We start from the raw sequence: 19,670 nt of genomic DNA, 5'->3' as shown, positions 1-19,670 counted from the left end.
CACTTTTACCCAAACAACATCAAAATACCTCCCAAAGCGGTAACAATTAAAATGAATCGTCTATAATTCAGATTCGAAATGAGCTTCACTATGGAAGCCCCAATAAAAAACCCGAGGATGACCACGGGTATTAATGTGGTATTCAAGATTAATGTCTCTGTGGTTACCGTATGCCATACGAAGAAATGGAAGGGCAATTTAAATACATTAATGATGAAAAACAACCATGCTGCGGTCCCTATAAATTCATTTTTAGGAAGTCGTGTCGCGAGGAAATAAATGTTCGATATGGGTCCCGCTAAATTACCGATCATGGTTGTGAAGCCCGCCAAAAATCCGGCTGTACTGGAAAAGGCAATGTGTTTGGGTAACACTAAAGATTTCTTATTTTCCGTATAGACCATGATAAGAACGGAGCCAATGATGATAAGGGCCATAATGCGCTTAAAAACGACTTCAGAAACATCATTGCCAATCCAAACGCCTACCAAAACACCGACCACCATCCATGGTAAAAGTTTTTTTATATACATCCATTGTGTATGTCTGTTATAATACACAACAGCAAATATATCGGCTGCAATCAGCATGGGAAGTAATATTCCTGTTGAAGCCTTTTCTCCAAAAACAAAAGCCAAAATGATAACTATTATAATCCCTATACCCTTAATTCCGGATTTTGAAAGGCCCAATAAAAAAACCGCAAAACAAATGGCTATCCATTGCAATGCAGTTAAATGATAGGACTGTAGTATTTCAATAAAGGTCAATAGCTCGATTTCTTGAAGCACGAAGTTACAAAAAAGCGCTATCTACCCGTTCCATAACTCTAATTTATTCCTTTATAATAAGACGGGCCTTGAAAAATTATTTCCTGATAGATGATTCGTAATAGGCAATCCATTCTTCAGCAGATATCCTGCCTGCTAATTCACCTATTAAATCAAAAGGAATAGCTTCAATTTTTTTAAAACGGATGCAACTTTTCCCCATATCTAATTTTTTTGAAGATACTTTCTTATAGGCATTAATGAACCATGAGTTAAGCTCATCCATGGCATAAAGTCCCATATGATAGAGATTAATGGAGTTTTTCTGTGATGCTATGTTCATAAAAGGCAGAGGGAGTTCAGGATTACAATGATACCCATCCGGGTATACCGAATGTGGAATATAATACCCGATCATATTATAATTCATCCCTTCCTCAAAACCATCAGGTAAATTTTTCAATATAACTTCACGTAATTTTTGAAGGGCCTCCTTCCTGTCTTCAGGGATTTGAGCAACGTATTCGTCTGGTGTTGATGCCTCGTATTTCACAAGTATTAAATTTAGAATTATTCTGATTTTCGTTGTAAGACCAATGCTGAAATTAAGGATATCATAAATCCTATTACCACAACCAATACCAACATAAAGAGTGCACCCAGAGTACTGGTCATTTCAATCACCTCATCAGCTTTACCCTCAGCACTGAGCTCTTCAGCATACTCGGTATAAAAATTCGGATTTAAAAATTCGGTGTAGATAAAGTCTGCGACCCCTATTCCAATCCCAACACAAAAGGAAATCAAAATCCCAATTAAAAGGGCCTTTCCAAAAGAAATGACACCCTGATTCAGACTGTCCCTGTAATGTTTTATTCCAAAATAGATAAATGACAGGGACAGAAAAATGGAGATATAACCGAATAGTTCAAGAATATCATAACTTAAATTTTTGGCAAAGGATAAATGAGATAAAAAGATCACAAATCCTGTTAAACATCCAAAAACCCCATATTTCGTAATTGTTCTCTTCATATCAAAATAGGATTAGATATGCTGATCTATTAATATGGTATTACCATCAGGGTCATACAACACCATACTTGCCGGACCTCTTGAATCTGATTCAACCTCACGTTCCAAAGCCACTCCGTTTTGTTTTAAATGCTTTTGAATATCCCGAACGTCGGTAAATGACTTTAGGGTATTTGCACTTTCATCCCATCCCGGATTAAAGGTTAAAATATTTTGTTCGAACATGCCTTGAAAGAGACCGATCAAAGCATTTCCATTTTTCATTATTAAATAATGATTTTCTAAACTTCCGGCAAAAACACCAAACCCTAAGGTCTCGTAAAATGCCTTTGACTTTTCAAGATCTTTTACACTTAAACTTACCGAAAACGCACCTAATTGCATAATATAAATTTTTTAAGGTTAACTTCTCAAATGTAGCACATAGCATCAATCAGCGGCTCATACTTAAGTACCAAAATGGTATTGTCTCTTTAAATTTATGAATTTTAAAGTTATATGACATGATACTCTTTACCAATTATACAGTCTGTCTTTCTGAGGATACCATTAAAGAATTTCAAAACGCTTTGCTATCTGTACCGCTTGAGTACGCCGCTTGGCATTAAGTTTTAATAATACATTTGAAACATGTGTTTTTACCGTGCTTTCGGTTAGGAATAGTTTTTCAGCAATTTCCTTATTGGACAATCCTTCCGAAATATTTTCAAGGACCTCATATTCTCTGGAAGACAATCCAAGGGTATTTATTTTTTCACGATCGATCTTCGTTTGCGGTTTCTTTAAATGCCCCAGACTTCTCTTATTGAGATACATACCAATAAAGAAAAATACCAAAGCAATAAGGGCAATAACAAATTCTAGTGTCGAGTATCCGGACAATATGGTATAGGTACTTAATCTTATAAAAAGTATAATGCCTAAAATGAGACCGGAAAATACGAGAACTGTTTTCTTCATGAGTTATATCTCACAATAATTTGCCTTAATCTTATCTACAATGACCTGTGCCAATTTTGCTTTGCTCTCCACAGTCCAACCCGCCACATGAGGGGTGAGCAGCACATTTTCAGCCTGCCTAAGATATTTAAAGGCAGCCGGAAGCTCTGAAGCAAATAAATTTTCAAACGATGCGTTCTCATATTCTAATACATCCAGGCCTGCCCCTAAAACTTTACCCGATTTTAAAGCCTCTGCCAAATCTGCAGTTACCACACTCCTACCTCGCGCTGTATTAATGAACCAGAATGGTTTTTTAAACGCCTCAATGAATGATGCATCAATCATATGCAATGTCAATGGTGTTTGCGGGGTATGTAAACTCACCACATCCACACGTTCCCTGAACGCGTCCAGGTCCACTTGCTGTGCAAAGCGATCACCAACATGAGCCTTGATATCATAACAAATAACAGCAACATCAAATCCCTGAAGTTTCCGGGCAAATGCCTTTCCCATATTTCCATATCCAATGATGCCAACCGTTTTCCCGTCAAGTTCAACACCGCGATTAGCCTCGCGATGCCAAACCCCACGTTTAACTTCTGCATTGGCCTGATTGAACTTATTGAAAAGTGATAACAACATGCCCAAGGTATGCTCGGCAACTGCATTGCGGTTGCCTTCCGGCGCAGATAGTAACTGCACCCCCATCTGATGTGCAAATTCGACGTCTATATTTTCCAATCCCGCTCCTACACGTCCTATAAACTTCAGGTTGGTAGCAACCTTTAAGAATTGCCTATCGATTGGAAAACGACTTCTAATTATCACACCATCATAAGCCTTAATCTTCTTCTCTATAAGCGCTTTTGGAGACTCGTAATCCTCATGGTTAGTAAATCCTAGGGTGTTGAGTTGATTAATTAAAAGTGGGTGATTGCTGTCTAAGTGCAGGATTTTCATTTTTAAAAACCTAATATCAATTTGGCGATATAGAAGAATAAGAAAATACCAAAAATATCATTGCTCGTCGTTATAAACGGTCCCGTGGCAATTGCCGGATCTATGCCGCGTTTATCTAGTATGATGGGAACAAAAGTGCCTATGAGCGCCGCAATGATAATTACCGACACCATGGAAATTGCTATGGTCGAACTGAAGTCAATGGGCATTTTCATGAAATAACCAAAAACGATGACCAAAAGCCCCAATACAATTCCATTTATTAAGCTCAAACCAACTTCTTTAAGCAGGCGACTAAATAAACTTCCTTTTACGACATCATTGGCCAAACCCTGAACAATAATGGCGCTGGATTGGACCCCAACGTTTCCTGCCATTGCGGCAATGAGCGGGGTAAAGAAAAAGAGCTCCTTATAATTATTCAATGCGTCCTCATAACCCTCCATGATGAACACACTCCCTAAACCTCCAAACAGACCTAAAATCAGCCAGGGCAGACGTGCCCGGGTCAGTTGCCAAATGCTGTCATCCGCCTCTACATCTTGTGAAATACCGGCCGCCAATTGATAATCTTTATCGGCCTCTTCTTTTAAAACATCTACAATGTCATCAATGGTAATACGTCCTAAAAGGGTCATATCCTCATCTACCACAGGAATGGCTTCCAAATCGTATTTGGCCATGATCTTGGCCACCTCTTCTACATCTTCCTCTACATTCACGAAATCCACATGCGATATGTAGATGTCTGCAATTTTTTGCTCACTTTTAGCAACGATCAAATCTTTTAATGAAAGTCGTCCTATTAACTTTTCCTGCTTATCCACAACATAAATGGAATGCACACGCGTAACTTCTTTGGCCTGCCCTCTAATCCGTCGCAAACAACCCGCAACCGTCCAGGTTTCATAAACCTTAACCAATTCCTTCGCCATGAGTCCGCCCGCGGTATCTTCATCGTAGGCTAAAAGCTCTTTGATCTCGGCTTTGTGCTCCTCATCTTCTATCTGGGAAATTACATCCTGTTGACGATCTTCCGGTAATTCCGCAATGATGTCCGCAGCATCGTCGGTATCCAGTTCCTCGATTTCTTCGGCAATCTCCTTGTCCGATAAGTTTTTTAAAACCTTCTCCCTGTTGTCCTCATCAAGTTCCATTAAAACATCAGAGGTCGTCTCGGAATCCAGTAACTTAATCACATAAATGGCATCGTCCAAAGTAAGTTCATCCAGAATTTCCGCGATATCGGCATAATGGAACTCGTCCAAAAGCTTTTTAAGACCCTTGTCGTCCTCCAATTCAATAAACGACTCCACCTGCTCAATAAGGGTATCGGTTAATTCAAATTGTATGTTTTCTTTTTCTTCAGACATAGGATGTTGTTACCTCATATATGCATTTACCTTTCAAGGCCTTTTTAGAAATCAAGATTGCGGAAAGCGCCGATTCAGCCCTTGTCCTGATTAAGTAATTCTGTAAGTTCAATAAACGCTTGTACGCTTAATTGTTCCGGACGTTTGCCAAATATACTATTTGCTTTTAAATTATCGGATAAATTGAATGTTTTTAAACTGTTACGAAGGGTTTTTCGACGCTGTCCGAATGCTGTTTTTACAACCTTAAAGAACAACCCTTCATCACATGGCAAAACAAAATCCTTTTTTCGTATAAGCCTCAGTACACCGGAATCTACCTTCGGGGGTGGATGAAACACAGTGGGTGGAACGGTGAACACATATTCTGCATGGTAAAATGCCTGCGTTAATACGGATAGAATCCCATAGACTTTACTTCCCTCGTTCGAACAGATGCGCTGTGCCACCTCCTTTTGAAACATCCCTGTAAATTCCGGCACCTGCTTCCGAAAGTCAAGTAATTTAAAAACAATTTGCGAGGATATATTATAGGGGAAGTTACCAATAATTGCAAAGGGCCTGTTCTTAAAAATAAGATTCAGATCAAACTTTAAAACATCCTGTTCAATTATTCTCGGGCTTAATGTTAAATAGTGGTTCTTTAGATACTCAACCGATTCGCCGTCAATTTCAATGACATAAGTGGTTACATCCTTCTCAAGCAAATACTTCGTAAGTACACCCATTCCAGGGCCAATTTCCAACACATTTTTATATCCTTTTAAGGTTAAGGTATCGGCTATCTTACGGGCCACATTCTCGTCTTTTAAGAAATGTTGTCCCAGGTGTTTCTTTGCTTTTACATGATGCTGGTTTGCCATGGTGTAAATGCGTTATATTAAGACCTCAAACAGTTAAAATACATTGGATTGCCCGATGCCGGGTTTCAGTTAATGGAAAATTCGTCTATCACCTCCAATTCCGTTCTAAAGGCGACCATCTTATCCGAGAACCTTTTATAACCTTCCGCCCTGAGTTGGTCGGCATCCTCATTATAATAAGCCTCCAAAGTTGCTCTGGAATAGGAACGGTATTGTATCGAATAGGTAATGCCTCCCATGTCTTCTTCAACCAGAACTCTGCTCAAAGTGGCTCTGTCGAATTTGCCAGTCGCTAAAACCTGGTGAATATGTTCTTTGATCCATAACAACCATTCATCATGGACAGTATCATCAACGTTTACGGTGACATTATATATTATCTTCATTTGAAAACATCCATTTCAATGTTCTTGTCTTGTTTTAAAAATTTCAGGGTTTCACTAACTAGTCTGATTACAAATCCTTAACGAATAACAGGAGTTCTTTGTCCTCTTCAAAGGGGGCTACCCGTTTTTCAAATGTCATTCCCAACCTTTCCAATAATTTGATGGATTTCATATTCTCCGGATCTGTAATAGCGGTGATTTTGGTCATTTTGAATTTTTGCTTCGCTAATTTTAATATCTCAACAGAAGCTTCATAACCATATCCTTTACCTTCAAATTCCGGTAAAAGTGCAAAACCAACATCGGCATCATCTAAGGTATCCCGTTTCAAAATCCCCACAACACCAAGGGGCCGATCTATTTGTTCTTTTAATGCCATTTTATAATAACCAAATCCATGGTCCTTATAACTTTTAAGAAAACGTGTTTTCAAATACGCCTCGGCGTCCTTCTTAGTTTTAATATTTCTATCACCAACGTATTTTAAAAACCCCGGTGTATTCATCAATTGCACAAAAAACGGGGCTTCTTTAATCGAAATTTCCGAAATAACCAGTCGCTCTGTTACCGCTATGACCATGCTTTAGTTAATTGCGTCCCCCCGTAATATCCTGTATTGTTTTCTGGCATCAACGAAATAAATACTGTCGTCATGGTTAAAAATAATCTCCTCTAACAGCAATTTGGCCTTTTCTTTTTCATTATACTGTTCATTATATATTCTGGCAAGACGATATAAGGCATCGTCCATCAGAATACCCTCACGATAATTGGCTCTGATCCGTTCATAATTCGATACGGCCTTCTCAAATTGTGAATGTGCTTCAAACAACTGACCTTGCTTGAACAGGGCCTGGGCAACAATAGGTTCGGTCTTATGCTCTTCAATAATCCTATCTAATAGGACAATCGCCGCCTCCTTCTTATTCTGGAAAGTAAGTAAATCAGCTTTCGCATAAAGTTTTAAGGCCGTTTGTGTGGAGTCCTCATATTTATTATCGGAAATAAGTAGTTTTAATTCCAGGGCATCGTTGGCAATGAGTTGTGATGTAGACGATTTTAATATATTAAGTTGTGATTCGGCCCATTTAAAATCACCCTTATAATAACTCGCTTTCGCCACTTTAAAACGGGCCTCTTGTGAAATGGTGCTGTTCTTTAAATTCCGTTGAATTTGAGAATAATAAATAAGGGCTTTGTTAAATTGCTCTTGCAGCACTAATATATCACCCAATTCTAATTTTACCTTTGCCTGTTGAAGGGGATTTAATGGCAACTCCAATGTCTGCTCTAATGTTCGGGTGGCCTCCTCCGGTTGACCCGAATAAAACGCCAAGAAATGAGCATAAGAGATTTGTATGTCCAAGGTCTGTGGCAAGGTTCCATATTGATTCAGTATGTTAAGGTATTGCTCCTGTATACCGGGGTAATCTTCTTTGTTGCCTAATTTGGTTCGAATCAACAATATATTGTGGTGTGCCGCTAATTGCGTATCAATATCCTGGGCTGTGTCAATCAAAAATGTATACACCTCCAGGGCAATATCTTCCTGTTCATCATTCACTGCAATCTGTGCCAATTCTTCCAGTCCCGACAGACTTTCAGCACCGCGATTAAAAATGGCCTTTTCCTGTGCAAATGCTTTTCGAAAATCCTTTTGCTGAATAAAAAGCCAACTCAGTAATTTATTCCATAGCAAATCAGGGTTTTCCTGAATTTTTCTCAGCAGTACTTTTCGAAGTATGATATTATTTTCATGATCTCCGTCTTCAGTAATAAAGTTGTTTATGGCCCGCTTTACATTGTTCAAGGCAACAGGACTCGACGCCGCAAAATCCATATAACAGGAGAACATGTTTTCAATATTGCCCTGCTCCCCATAAATTTGCGCCATCTGTAAATTAAAATTAAACTCCGGGTTTAAAACCTTGGCTTTACTGTAGGCCATGAGGGCTTCATCCAATAACGAGTGAGACTGAAACAATCTGGCTATCCCAAAGACATGATTCGGGTTGTCATCAATTTTAGCTAAGGCCTTGTTATAATAGATCTGTGCATTTTCCGTATCATCTTTCAACTGAAAATTGTACCCCAGTTCCACTAAGAAGGCCGGATAATTTATGCGTTCCAATATATTGAGTAAAAATACCTCGGCTTCATCATACTGTTCCAATTGCTGGTAAGTGCTAACCACCTGGTTGATGTAATTAATATTGGAAGGGGACTTGTAATACAATTTTTTATATTCGGCCAAAGCCTTTTCAAATTCCCCCTTAGCGTAGTAGTCCTTGGCAATGGCATCATTCTGAGCGCCTATTGTCATAGATAAAAGAATGGTGAATACAAAAACATACTTCATACTGTAAATATAACAAAAGTGTGAGGCTCGGCTTTATAATGTTATTATAAAAAAAAAGCCCGAAAACAAATTCGGGCCCTAACCAACCAAAATAAACTTGCCTATTAACTACCGTTAGTTAAAAAACGATATTATTAATGGATTGGGGACAATAGTTTATAAATAAATAATCCCTATTATTTATCAACAATTGCTGCAATTTTATTTTCGGTTTTTACAAGTTCAAAATCCGAAAATAAAACCTTGCTTACTAAAAAAACAAGCGCAAGAAGCAAAACAATTCGTTTCACGTTTTTCATGGTAGGTTAACTTTTGTTGATTTGGTAGGGCTAACTTCATAAATATCTGTTGAATCACAAAAGAAATACCAATAAAATCGTTAAACAACTTAATAAAAGTGCATTTCAACGATAAAAATACTGCATTATTGATTAATTTGAAGGAAAAATAATACTAATCTATGATGTTAAAACCAGTATAGGGCTGAAGCACATCAGGAATAACAACCCCCTCTTTGGTTTGATAATTCTCTAAAATTCCAGCAAGCACTCGGGGTAAAGCCAGTGCACTGCCATTCAAGGTATGGGCCAGTTCGTTCTTACCGTCGCTGTTCTTAAAACGCAACTTTAAGCGATTCGCCTGGAAGGTTTCGAAATTGGAGACAGATGAAATTTCAAGCCATTTATCCTGAGCCGTAGAAAATACCTCAAAATCATAGGTTAAGGCTGATGTAAAACCCAGGTCACCTCCACATAATCTTAAAATACGGTAGGGTAGTTTTAATTCCTGCAGAATCGTTTTCACATGATTTACCATAAGGTCCAAAGCTTCATAGGATTTACTGGGATGTTCAATACGCAAAATCTCCACTTTATCAAATTGGTGCAATCTGTTCAATCCTCTTACATGAGCACCGTAACTTCCGGCTTCACGTCTGAAGCACGGCGTATAGCCCGTAATTTCAATGGGTAAGTCGCTTTCATTTAAGAGGGTATCTCTAAACAGGTTCGTACCGGGTACTTCGGCTGTGGGAATCAAATATAAATTATCTGCAGTCACATGATACATCTGTCCTTCCTTATCCGGTAATTGTCCTGTACCAAAGCCCGAAGCCTCATTGACCAAATGCGGTAATTGATATTCCGTGTACCCAGCAGCGGTATTCTTATCTAAAAAATAAGCAATTAATGCGCGTTGTAATCGTGCGCCTTTGCCCTTGTATACGGGAAAACCAGCACCGGTAATTTTATTACCCAACTCAAAGTCTATGATATCATATTTTTTGGCCAATTCCCAATGGGGTAAGGCCCCTTCAAACAACTCCGGTACCTCACCTTCCCTATAGACTTCCTCATTATCTTCATCGGTATGTCCCGAGGGCACCAATGCGTTTGGCACATTAGGTATCTTATACAGTACTTCGTTCAGGGCTTCTATTTTAAGGTTCAGGGCTTCATTCAGCTCTTTTGAAGACGCCTTTAGTTGTCCCGTTTTCTCCTTTAACAGATTGGCCTCTTCGACCTTGCCCGATTTATATAAAAGTCCTATTTCCTTTGAGATGCTGTTGGATTCGGCCAAGGTCTTATCCAGTTCGGTTTGAATGTTCCTTCGTGCCTCATCTAAGACTATAACCTGATCTATCATTTCAGTGGCATCAATATTTCGCTTGGCGAGTCCGGCAAGCACCGCATCTTTATATTCTCGAATAAAAGGGACCTGTAACATGTCTTTAAAATTAAGGGACAAATTTAAGGAATTAGAAAAAGATTCACTCTTGTTTTGAGGGTAAAATCCAATCGCTGTGTTGTACAATCTGCCATTCCACTTCGGCCAAATCCGTTTTTGGGTCTATCAGCGGTTTAAAACGTCTGCCATTAACACTAACCTGTGCATCGACATACACGGCGACATCGAGTCCTTTCTCTGCGTAATAGGATCTTAAATATTGCGCAAACTGCCATATGATATCCGGTTTGGTTGCTGCCGATCGCTGTTGCTTCGGGGTTAAGAATTGATCCAAAGCTACAGGCATGGCCTGTTGGGTTTCCTTGTTTACCACCTTGAAGGTCGTGGCACCCGAACGCGTCCTCAACATCATTCGCCAGGACATGCGGTGGCCTTCTTCGGTCCAAAGCACGTCATCCTCAATAAAATGGTGGCGCAGAGGCAGACTGATTTGAATTAGAACGTAAATAGATAAAACCCATATTAAGACATTGGCATGCGAGGGAATGCTAATCGCATTCGACTTATTAATCGGTTTTTTCTTAAACCACAACCTTCGAATCGCATCGGGCTCGAAAAAGAACAGCGTAAAGGCTAAAGACAAATAGGGGAAAATCCCTATTTGAAACACGATAGAGTTGAACAGATGAAACACGATGGATACCGCAAATGCCCATTTCCGGGTGGGTTTGTACAACAACAAGGGGACAATGAACCCATCGAAAATGATCCCGCCGTATGCCAACAGATAATGTAACCATCTTTGCTGAAGCAGATCACCAATTAGAATATAATGTGATTTATTCTCCATTAATAAGCCCGGGACATGGGCATTTAACCAATCCGGGTAGAGTTTTGCAACAGAGGCATAGGTATACACGATAAAAAGCTGAGCAATAATAATAAGACGACACCAGTTTGGCATGCTCAAACGCATCATCTCCGGTCGTTGTTTTACATCTATAGAGGCATAGCGATGCGCTGGCATAATGGCCATGATCATGCTTATGAGTATTAACAGGTAATAATGATTGTTATATGAGGACTTTTGCATGATATAAGCTCCAGCCCAAAGTATGGTGAATCCAATAACGCTTAACCGATATTTGTAGCCCAGCATCACAAACAATGACAACAGGGCCATAATGCCAAAATAGACATACATGCCATATCCGGGTAAAGGTTGCAGCCATTCGAATCCGATAAAGGAAAAGGTAAATTCGGGTTCGATTAATACCCGTCTCACCCAGCCCGTTAATATGGCGCCAAAGGATTCCAAAAAACAGAGCAACCCGAACAGCATGCGAAATGCAACAAGAGGTGCAATATCAATTTCCTTAAAAAAAAGTTTATTTAACATCAGTATCAGCCAGGTAGGCCAGTGCAGCTGCCTTATCCTTTTCCAGCTGAGCTTTTAATTGGTCTAAAGAATCAAATTTATGTTCATCGCGCAAGCGCTGAAGCAATTCTATTTTCAATCGTTTCGTATAGATGTCCCCCTCAAAGTTGAAAAAGTGTACTTCTATAGAGAGGGCGTCACCGCTGACGGTGGGGTTGGTTCCAATATTCATCATCCCATAAAATAAGGTCTCGTCAATTAAAGACCTCACCACATAGGCGCCTTGCTTTGGAATGATTTTATAATCTTCCTCAATGGCTATATTGGCCGTAGAAAAGCCGAGTTGTCTGCCCAAACCCTTCCCTTTGATTACGGTCCCTGTAAGCATAAAATGATATCCCAGATAGGAGTTGGCCTTAGCAATATGACCCTCCTCAAGGGCCCTTCTTATTTTTGTGGAACTCACCGCCACGTCATTGATGTCCTGAACCGGGATTTCCTCAACTTCGAAGTTATATTTTAATCCGAATTGCTTTAGACCCTCAATATTGGCATTTCGGTTTCGCCCGAACCTGTGGTCATAACCAATAACCACTTTTCTTGCTCTGAGCTTTTCCACTAAAATGCGCTTTACAAAATCTTCTGCGGGCATTCTAGAAAATTCCCGCGTGAACTTTTTTACGACGAGAAAGTCGATACCAAGCGTTTCTAAAATGGCATAACGCTCCTCAATGGTATTGATTAGTTTTATTTGAGCATCCGTTTGAAGTACCATCCTGGGATGGGGAAAAAAGGTGAGTATCACAGAGCTTAAACCTTCCTGTTTCGCGGTATGGATTAAACGCCCAATGATCTTGCGGTGACCAATATGAACTCCATCAAAGGTACCAATGGTTACTACGGTGTGCGTATTGGAAGGTAAGGTTAGGGATTTGCTAATTTTCAAGCTAAAACGTTTCTGCAAAATTAACCATTATAAAAGGATATACAAATACTATGGTATTTCAAATCGCTGCACAATTTTGCTAATGGCTTGGGGTATGTTCAGAACACTGAAATCCAAACGCAACTCATAAACAGTATCATTCACCTTAATCAGATCAATGTCTTTCTGATTGGGCATAAAATAGCCTGCTTCCCCTTTACAGTAACACCATCTGGCGAAAACCAACTTTGCCTTTATCCCCTGGTCTCCCCTGGTGTTTAATTGTCGCGGGTTAATTTCCAGAAAGATCTGCTCCCGTAATTCGGCATCCAGGGCATTGGGCGGCACCTCCTTTTTATATTCAATTTCAAACACCCATTGATCACCGTCAACCAGACTCACATAAAGGGCATTGTGTTCATCGTAATGCCTTTCCATCCGTTTATCCGTTAATATTTTAAACGTACATGTACCGTTTTCAGGACACCAGGGCCTTATATCGGCGCTATTATTTACAACCAGATCCTTTGTTTTACAGCAACACAAACAAAGCATCATAACAAGGATATTTAAATTCTTAACATTCAGAACCATAGAATTTTCTGCCACATGGCACATTTTTTTGCTATTAACAAAATTAGAAGTTATTTTTATTGACGCTAAAAAATCTTCACATGAAAAAGATGCACCGCCATTGGATGGCCTCCCTAGTTATTTTGTTATGTTTTTCGACTGTTGTTTTTGCCCAAAACGACAAGGACATCTGGTTTCCGGCCACACAAACTGAAGCTTCAGAAGGAAAAGCACTGAGTAAGGATCTGAAGCAGAATCGCGCCGCATTTTACAAACTAGACATCGACGCTTTGAAAGCTGTTTTAAAAACAGCTCCGGACCGCAGTACGGCTTTTATCTCCAACGTAACACTTAAATTGCCCAACAGTCAGGGGGTTTTAGAAACGTATAGCATACAAGAAGCGCCTTTGCTGAAATCTGATTTTCAAAGCAAGCACCCGGATTTAAGAACCTATGTAGGTATCAGTACAGAACATACAGGAAATAAAATTCGATTTAGTATAACACCTCAAGGCCTGCATGTCATGGGGATTTCCTCCGGTAAGGGCATCCACCTCATAGACCCCATTGCTCATAATAAAGGGTATTATATGGTGTATGAGAAAAGTGATCTGATGCATCCCAAAACCGCTTTTGCCTGTGGTTTTGTTGATGATGGCCCTCAACTGAAAATAGCGGCATCCACAAAATCGAATGCTTTACTAAATGCCAATGATGGTACCCTGAGGACCTATGACCTGGCCCTGGCATCAACGGTGGAGTATTCGACCTTTCATATTAATGAAGCAGGGGTTTCAGACGGTACCGATGCAGAGAAAAAAGCAGCGGTCTTGGCCGCTATGATGGTGACCATGAATCGAGTGAACGGGATTTTTGAAAATGAATTATCCCTTACCATGCAAATGGTAGACAACACCGACCTTATATTTTTAGCCGAACCGGATGGTTATACGAATGATGATGGTGAAGCCATGCTCGCACAAAATCAGACTATCATTGACAATGCTATTACCAATGCAGGTTACGATATCGGACATGTATTCAGTACAGGCGGGGGTGGTATAGCACAACTTAATTCCCCCTGTGTGGTATTAGATAAAGCTAAAGGGGTTACGGGTCTGTCCGCTCCCGTGGGCGATATTTTTGATGTTGAATATGTAGCCCATGAAATGGGCCACCAGTATGGTGCACCACATACCTGGACCAGCAGCAGTGGTGGCTGCTCGGCCGGGCAATGGGATTCTAACAACTCCTATGAGCCGGGTAGCGGTACAACCATCATGTCCTATGCCGGATTATGCTCTCCTGATAATGTTCAGACCAGTTCCGATGATTACTTTCATCAAAAAAGCCTGCAGATGATATGGGCTAACATAAGCAATGGCAGTAGCAGTGGCTGTCCGGATGAGATGCCAACCGGAAACGTGGCGCCTACTGCCAATGCCGGAGCCGATTATACCATTCCCATTTCAACGCCGTTTAGGCTTACCGGAAGCTCGGACGATACTTTTAATACCGGAACCCATACCTTTACCTGGGAGCAATATGATTTAGCAACTTCGCAGGGTAGTGTTTCGGAAACAAATACCACCGGTCCCTTGATCCGGTCTTTTAAACCTACTACCAATCCGGTACGGTATATCCCCCGGTTGGAAGATTTGAGATTTTCAAATGGTTCAAGCTCCTGGGAAATCCTGCCTGCCGTTGCCAGGGATCTTAATTTTCAATTGACGGTCAGAGACAACGGTTCCAACACGGCATACGGGCAAACGGACAACGATGGGATGACGGTTACGGTAGTTGATGCTAACGGGCCATTTAAGGTCACCTCTCAAAGCAGCTATATAAGTTACCCTGTTGGCAGTACACAAACCGTGTCATGGGATGTGGCAGACACCAACCTTGCACCGATGAGTACCACAATGGTGACTATAAAATTATCCACGGACGGGGGTTTAACCTATCCCACCGTATTAGCTTCTACAGCCAATGATGGCAGTGCATCTGTGACCTTCCCCGGAGGTGTGGCCGCACCCTTTTGTCGCATCATGGTTGAAGCCGATGCTTCACAAAATATATTTTTCGCTATCAATGAGGCCGACTTTGCCATAGGGTATACCGTCACCGAAACCTGTAATCAATATTTATCAGCTTCCAACCTCAACATTAGTATTCCGGATGCCACAACGTCCGGTCAACCGGGTACCGTAGTTGGAAACACCATCAACGTGCCCGATAATGGGATTATAACGAGCCTTAAGGTAAATGTGGATGTCACGCATACCTACGCAAGTGACGTATTGGTTCAACTGGACCATCCGAATAACAGCACCAAAGAATTTTTATGGGCCCTCGAATGTGACGATGAGGATGGTTTCGATATTATTTTTGACGACGGGGCACCGGCAATCGTTTGCTCTATTCCTCCGAATGGCACCATCACCGGAACGTTTAGCCCTTCCGGTACATTAGGGTCATTCAATACTTTGGATAGTCAGGGCAACTGGAATTTGCTTGTCGCCGATTTCGAACCGGTAGACGAGGGAACCCTGAACGACTGGTATTTGGATATGTGCATTACCACAATCACATTAAATGACCCGGACCTGAACGAAATAAGCAGTCTCAAGGTTTATCCAAACCCAAACAAAGGGGACTTCACCATATCCCTCGACGGGTCACAATCGAAATATCTGGATATTGAAGTGTTTGATATGAGAGGGCGTCAGATTTTTAAACACAATTATGAGGCTTCCGTAAACTTTGAAGAACGCATTAGTCTGAAACACGCTCAAACAGGTATATATATATTAAATGTAAACGACGGTATGCGTAAGTCGACCAAAAAAATAGTCATTAATTAGACCGGTCGCTGAGGGGTTCATTTACCATTGAAGGCATTCATGGTGTGTTGCACCCCTGCTAAAACGAAGGACTTTATCAGTGCAACCGAGGTATCTAAGCGTTCGGGCAGTTGTTCGACCTCTTCGGAGGTCCATTCGCCCAAGACATAATCGACCTGTTTGCCCTTGCTAAACGCATCGCTTATACCGAATCGAAACCGGTTGTAGGTCGTTGTCTGTAACTTGTTCTGGATATCGTTCAACCCATTGTGGCCACCGTCGCTGCCTTTCGTCTTCAAACGGATGCTTCCAAAAGGCAGGTTTAAATCGTCGGTAATAACCAACAGGTTTTCTATAGGAATTTTTTCCTTTGTCAACCAGTACAAAACGGCCTTTCCACTTAAATTCATATACGTGTTGGGTTTGAGGAAAATTAGTGTTCTTCCCTTTAATCTGTACGTGGCTATCTCTCCCAGTTTTTGGGTTTCAAAATTCAATGTCTCCATTTTTGCAAAGTGGTCTACAATTCTAAATCCGACATTATGCCGTGTATTTTCATATTTTTCACCAATATTTCCTAAACCAACGATTAAAAACTTTTTCATAGAATGTGCCTCTTCCCTGTTTGAAGACTTAAGGTGTTTATTAAAAAATTGTGTAATTTTCTTTAACACGATTTACTACTTTGTGTAAAAATAAAAAAGCATCCTGAATAATTCAGAATGCTTCTCCTATTTAGTTGAAACAGAATACTATTCCTGAGCAGCTTCCGTTGCCGGTGCTTCAGCATCAGTTGTTGCTTCTTCACCTGCACCTTCAACAGCTTCTTCTTCTTCCTCTTCCTCTTCATCGAGAATGGCTGTTCTTGCCGTCTTGATTTGACAAACCACCGTATTATCGGTATGAAGGAAACTGTATTTCTCAGATTCCAAATCTCTTACATAGACTTTATCCCCGATCTTAAGCGGTGTAATATCGATCTCGATAAAATCAGGTAAATCGACAGGAAGTGCCTTGATACGTAATTTTCTGTTGTTTCTTCTCAGAACACCTCCGTTCTTAACCCCTCTGGAGTTCCCCACAAGGTTAACCGGGATATCCAGGGTAATTGGTTTGTCTTCGAACAACTGATAGAAATCGATATGTAAGATAGCGTCGGTTACCGGGTGAAACTGTATATCCTGCATTACGGCATTATACGATTCACCGTTAGAAAGCTCAATAACAACAGTATGCGCATTGGGCGTGTAAACAAGCTTTGAGAAGTCGATTTCTGGTGCCGAGAAATGCACTGGCTTATCTCCCCCGTATAATACGCAAGGAATCTGACCAGCATTACGTAAGGCCTTCGTTGCTTTCTTGCCCACGCTTTCTCTTTTGGATCCATTGATTGTAATTGATTTCATGTTTTAATATTTAAATTTCTAATTTATATTCTATTTAATTGATGGTTTCTTAGTTCTCCCTCACTACATGATGAATTTAGAGCTAATGGAACTGTTCTCATGCACACGATGCATCACATCGGCAAACAAGTCTGCACAGCTCAGCACCCTAATTTTATCACTCGTCTGAGATAGGGGAATGGAATCTGTTACAATGAGTTCTTCCAATTTAGACTTCTCCAGATTCTCATAAGCATTTCCAGACAATATCGGATGCGTACATATGGCTCTTACACTCAGGGCGCCACGCTCCATCATTAGGTCAGCTGCTCTGGTTAGGGTTCCTGCCGTGTCGACCATATCGTCTACCAGCACCACATTCTTTCCGGTAACATTACCTATTAATTCCATATGCATAATCACATTCGCCTTAGCCCGTTGCTTGTAGCAAATAACAACATCACTTTCAAGCGCTTTGGAATAGGCATAAGCTCTTTTGGAGCCTCCCATATCCGGAGAGGCAATGGTTAAATTATCCAAATTCAACTTTCTCAAATACGGCAGAAAAATAGTGGAGGCAAATAAATGGTCTACCGGTTTCTCAAAAAAGCCCTGTATCTGATCCGCATGCAAATCCATGGTAATGATGCGTGTTGCTCCGGCAACTTCCAACATCTTTGCAACCAACTTCGCCGCAATGGGCACTCTCGGCTTGTCTTTCCGATCCTGCCTTGCCCATCCAAAGTAGGGCAATACCGCTGTGATGTGTCTAGCAGAAGCTCGTTTGGCCGCATCTATCATGAGCAGCATTTCCATTAAATTTTCCGGTCCGGGATTGGTAGAACCGATAATGAAAATACGAGTGCCGCGGATGGATTCCTCATAGGAGGGTTGAAACTCCCCATCACTGTATTTTGACGTAATTACATTGCCGAGTTTGGTACCAAAGGCTTTGGCAATTTTTTTACCAAGGACCATGCTTTGGGAACAGGCAAAAATTTTAGCTTCTGTAATTACAATTGGCATTGTTAAGGTCTTGTTTTTGAGCGTCCAAGGACACCTTCGTTTTTAACGAGGTGCAAATTTATACATTTATTTTTACCTAAAAAGTATAATGTATGGTATTTTTACAACTAGTTTTCGAAAAAATACATATTTTTGCTGTCCGAAAAGCTCAAGTGCCTACCTTCGGTAGGTAGAGCGGATTGGTAGACCTGTCTGCCGACAGGCAGGCGCGCTGGATTCAAAAACGTTTTTTAATTCAGCAAAAAATAGCTCAAGTGGCGGAATTGGTAGACGCGCTGGATTCAAAATCCAGTTCTGGCAACAGAGTGTGGGTTCGATTCCCACCTTGAGTACAGTTAAAATCCGTAATTCATTAATAATAAAATGATTACGGATTTTTGTTTTTATAAATTGTACGATTTATGTACGATTAAATAACTTTTTAAGTAATTAGTGAAATAGCTAAATGCTACCAATTATTCATTCCAGATTATATATAGATTAAAAAAATAGGTTTTTTGCCAAGTACGGACCTCTTCAATTTTGATAAAAAAGTTGATGAGTTTTATTTAATTTTTATGGTCAGTATATTTATCCAAATGAATTCCTGATTTAAAGTTGCTCACTTCTAATATTTACGTTTTCTTCCATGTTAATAATGCTAGAAACACAGAAATTACTGCTGCAGATATCCAAAAAATAGAAATAGAATCAAAGTCATATATAGTCTCACCATCAATAACTGCTTTATTGGTTTCAATTAAATAACCCATCCTTTAAAAACTGTCTTGACTCGAGGTTGGTATTTGTGTAGCGTCAGCTAAATGTTTACCAGTTAAGGAATAAAGTTAAGTAATAGATTATTAACTTGAAAGCATGCTTTCAAGGCTTTATTACAAACCTTAAAAAGTAAACATTATGGCAAAGAAGAAATCAGCCAAGTCCATTGTCAAGGACATTAAAAGACAAACTAGAAGAAAGTTCTCATCGGAAGAAAAAATCAGAATTGTATTAGAAGGATTAAAAGGGGAAGACTCTATTACCTCTATCTGTAGACGGGGAAGACTCTATTACCTCTATCTGTAGACGGGAAAGCATCTCTCCTAATTTATATTATCGTTGGAGTAAAGACTTTATTGAAGCAGGTAAAAAGCGTCTCAATGGGGATACAGAAAGAGAAGCCA

Annotated in this window: 20 protein-coding genes, 1 tRNA gene and 1 pseudogene; 3 read left to right on the top strand and 19 right to left on the bottom strand. The window is 40.2% G+C overall.

Annotation, left to right across the window (positions count from 1 at the left end):
- Positions 1–5: 5 nt before the first annotated feature.
- The 16 genes from MR041_RS05095 to MR041_RS05025 all read right to left on the bottom strand — a co-directional run bounded on the left by MR041_RS05095 (position 6) and on the right by MR041_RS05025 (position 13,289).
- Positions 6–791, bottom strand: a complete 786-nt coding sequence (locus tag MR041_RS05095; RefSeq protein WP_242092522.1) for a sulfite exporter TauE/SafE family protein — start codon at positions 789–791, stop codon at positions 6–8.
- Positions 792–867: 76 nt separating this feature from the next.
- A complete protein-coding gene (locus MR041_RS05090; RefSeq protein WP_242092521.1) occupies positions 868–1,323 on the bottom strand; it encodes a DUF1801 domain-containing protein in 456 nt (151 codons plus the stop codon).
- A gap of 17 nt (positions 1,324–1,340) precedes the next feature.
- Positions 1,341–1,805 carry a DUF4199 domain-containing protein gene (locus MR041_RS05085; protein ID WP_242092520.1) on the bottom strand — a complete coding sequence of 155 codons (465 nt, stop codon included), beginning with the start codon at positions 1,803–1,805 and terminating at the stop codon, positions 1,341–1,343.
- 12 nt (positions 1,806–1,817) lie between these two features.
- Complete coding sequence (locus tag MR041_RS05080; protein WP_242092519.1) at positions 1,818–2,189, bottom strand: VOC family protein; 372 nt, start codon at positions 2,187–2,189, stop codon at positions 1,818–1,820.
- A gap of 165 nt (positions 2,190–2,354) precedes the next feature.
- Entirely contained in the window at positions 2,355–2,765 is a 411-nt protein-coding gene (locus MR041_RS15610; RefSeq protein ID WP_277926329.1) for a response regulator transcription factor, read from the bottom strand.
- 3 nt (positions 2,766–2,768) lie between these two features.
- Positions 2,769–3,710, bottom strand: a complete 942-nt coding sequence (locus tag MR041_RS05070) for a 2-hydroxyacid dehydrogenase (RefSeq protein ID WP_242092518.1) — start codon at positions 3,708–3,710, stop codon at positions 2,769–2,771.
- Positions 3,711–3,712: 2 nt separating this feature from the next.
- Positions 3,713–5,083: a magnesium transporter gene (gene mgtE, locus MR041_RS05065; RefSeq protein WP_242092517.1), complete on the bottom strand. Its 1,371-nt coding sequence runs from the start codon at positions 5,081–5,083 to the stop codon at positions 3,713–3,715.
- A 74-nt stretch (positions 5,084–5,157) separates the two neighbouring features.
- Positions 5,158–5,946 (bottom strand): 16S rRNA (adenine(1518)-N(6)/adenine(1519)-N(6))-dimethyltransferase RsmA, encoded by a 789-nt coding sequence (gene rsmA / locus MR041_RS05060; protein ID WP_242092516.1) that lies wholly within the window; start codon positions 5,944–5,946, stop codon positions 5,158–5,160.
- Between the two features lie 65 nt (positions 5,947–6,011).
- The gene (locus MR041_RS05055) at positions 6,012–6,332 is read right to left on the bottom strand and encodes a DUF4286 family protein (protein WP_242092515.1); all 321 of its coding nucleotides are present in this window, start codon (positions 6,330–6,332) and stop codon (positions 6,012–6,014) included.
- A gap of 67 nt (positions 6,333–6,399) precedes the next feature.
- On the bottom strand, positions 6,400–6,912 hold the full coding sequence (locus MR041_RS05050) for a GNAT family N-acetyltransferase (protein WP_242092514.1): 513 nt from the start codon (positions 6,910–6,912) through the stop codon (positions 6,400–6,402).
- A gap of 3 nt (positions 6,913–6,915) precedes the next feature.
- The gene (locus tag MR041_RS05045) at positions 6,916–8,691 is read right to left on the bottom strand and encodes a tetratricopeptide repeat protein (RefSeq protein WP_242092513.1); all 1,776 of its coding nucleotides are present in this window, start codon (positions 8,689–8,691) and stop codon (positions 6,916–6,918) included.
- A gap of 176 nt (positions 8,692–8,867) precedes the next feature.
- Positions 8,868–8,990, bottom strand: coding sequence for a hypothetical protein (locus tag MR041_RS15605; protein WP_262917583.1), 123 nt, complete (start codon positions 8,988–8,990; stop codon positions 8,868–8,870).
- A 154-nt stretch (positions 8,991–9,144) separates the two neighbouring features.
- Positions 9,145–10,416, bottom strand: a complete 1,272-nt coding sequence (serS, locus tag MR041_RS05040) for a serine--tRNA ligase (protein WP_242092512.1) — start codon at positions 10,414–10,416, stop codon at positions 9,145–9,147.
- Positions 10,417–10,459: 43 nt separating this feature from the next.
- On the bottom strand, positions 10,460–11,776 hold the full coding sequence (locus tag MR041_RS05035) for an HTTM domain-containing protein (protein ID WP_242092511.1): 1,317 nt from the start codon (positions 11,774–11,776) through the stop codon (positions 10,460–10,462).
- Positions 11,766–12,701, bottom strand: coding sequence for a bifunctional riboflavin kinase/FAD synthetase (locus MR041_RS05030; protein WP_242092510.1), 936 nt, complete (start codon positions 12,699–12,701; stop codon positions 11,766–11,768). Before MR041_RS05030 ends, MR041_RS05035 begins: the two co-directional genes overlap by 11 nt.
- Before the next feature lie 48 nt (positions 12,702–12,749).
- Positions 12,750–13,289, bottom strand: a complete 540-nt coding sequence (locus MR041_RS05025; RefSeq protein WP_242092509.1) for a hypothetical protein — start codon at positions 13,287–13,289, stop codon at positions 12,750–12,752.
- Positions 13,290–13,354: 65 nt separating this feature from the next.
- Between MR041_RS05025 and MR041_RS05020 the strand changes: the two genes are divergently transcribed.
- A complete protein-coding gene (locus MR041_RS05020) occupies positions 13,355–16,117 on the top strand; it encodes a zinc-dependent metalloprotease family protein (protein ID WP_242092508.1) in 2,763 nt (920 codons plus the stop codon).
- A gap of 17 nt (positions 16,118–16,134) precedes the next feature.
- Here MR041_RS05020 and pth read toward each other — a convergent pair whose 3' ends face one another.
- The 3 genes from pth to MR041_RS05005 all read right to left on the bottom strand — a co-directional run bounded on the left by pth (position 16,135) and on the right by MR041_RS05005 (position 18,507).
- Positions 16,135–16,701 carry an aminoacyl-tRNA hydrolase gene (gene pth, locus MR041_RS05015; RefSeq protein ID WP_242092507.1) on the bottom strand — a complete coding sequence of 189 codons (567 nt, stop codon included), beginning with the start codon at positions 16,699–16,701 and terminating at the stop codon, positions 16,135–16,137.
- Between the two features lie 147 nt (positions 16,702–16,848).
- Positions 16,849–17,502: a 50S ribosomal protein L25/general stress protein Ctc gene (locus tag MR041_RS05010; protein ID WP_242092506.1), complete on the bottom strand. Its 654-nt coding sequence runs from the start codon at positions 17,500–17,502 to the stop codon at positions 16,849–16,851.
- Positions 17,503–17,565: 63 nt separating this feature from the next.
- Positions 17,566–18,507, bottom strand: coding sequence for a ribose-phosphate pyrophosphokinase (locus MR041_RS05005; RefSeq protein ID WP_242092505.1), 942 nt, complete (start codon positions 18,505–18,507; stop codon positions 17,566–17,568).
- A gap of 248 nt (positions 18,508–18,755) precedes the next feature.
- Here MR041_RS05005 and MR041_RS05000 point away from each other — a divergent pair.
- Together MR041_RS05000 and MR041_RS04995 are read left to right on the top strand one after the other, a co-directional pair.
- Positions 18,756–18,839, top strand: a tRNA-Leu gene (locus MR041_RS05000).
- A 565-nt stretch (positions 18,840–19,404) separates the two neighbouring features.
- Positions 19,405–19,670: pseudogene (locus MR041_RS04995) on the top strand (transposase); the annotation flags it as partial.

Source organism: Aestuariivivens sediminicola, assembly GCF_022662015.1.
Classification (GTDB): Bacteria; Bacteroidota; Bacteroidia; order Flavobacteriales; family Flavobacteriaceae; genus Aestuariivivens; species Aestuariivivens sediminicola.
This window is presented reverse-complemented; position numbering and strand designations above follow the sequence as displayed.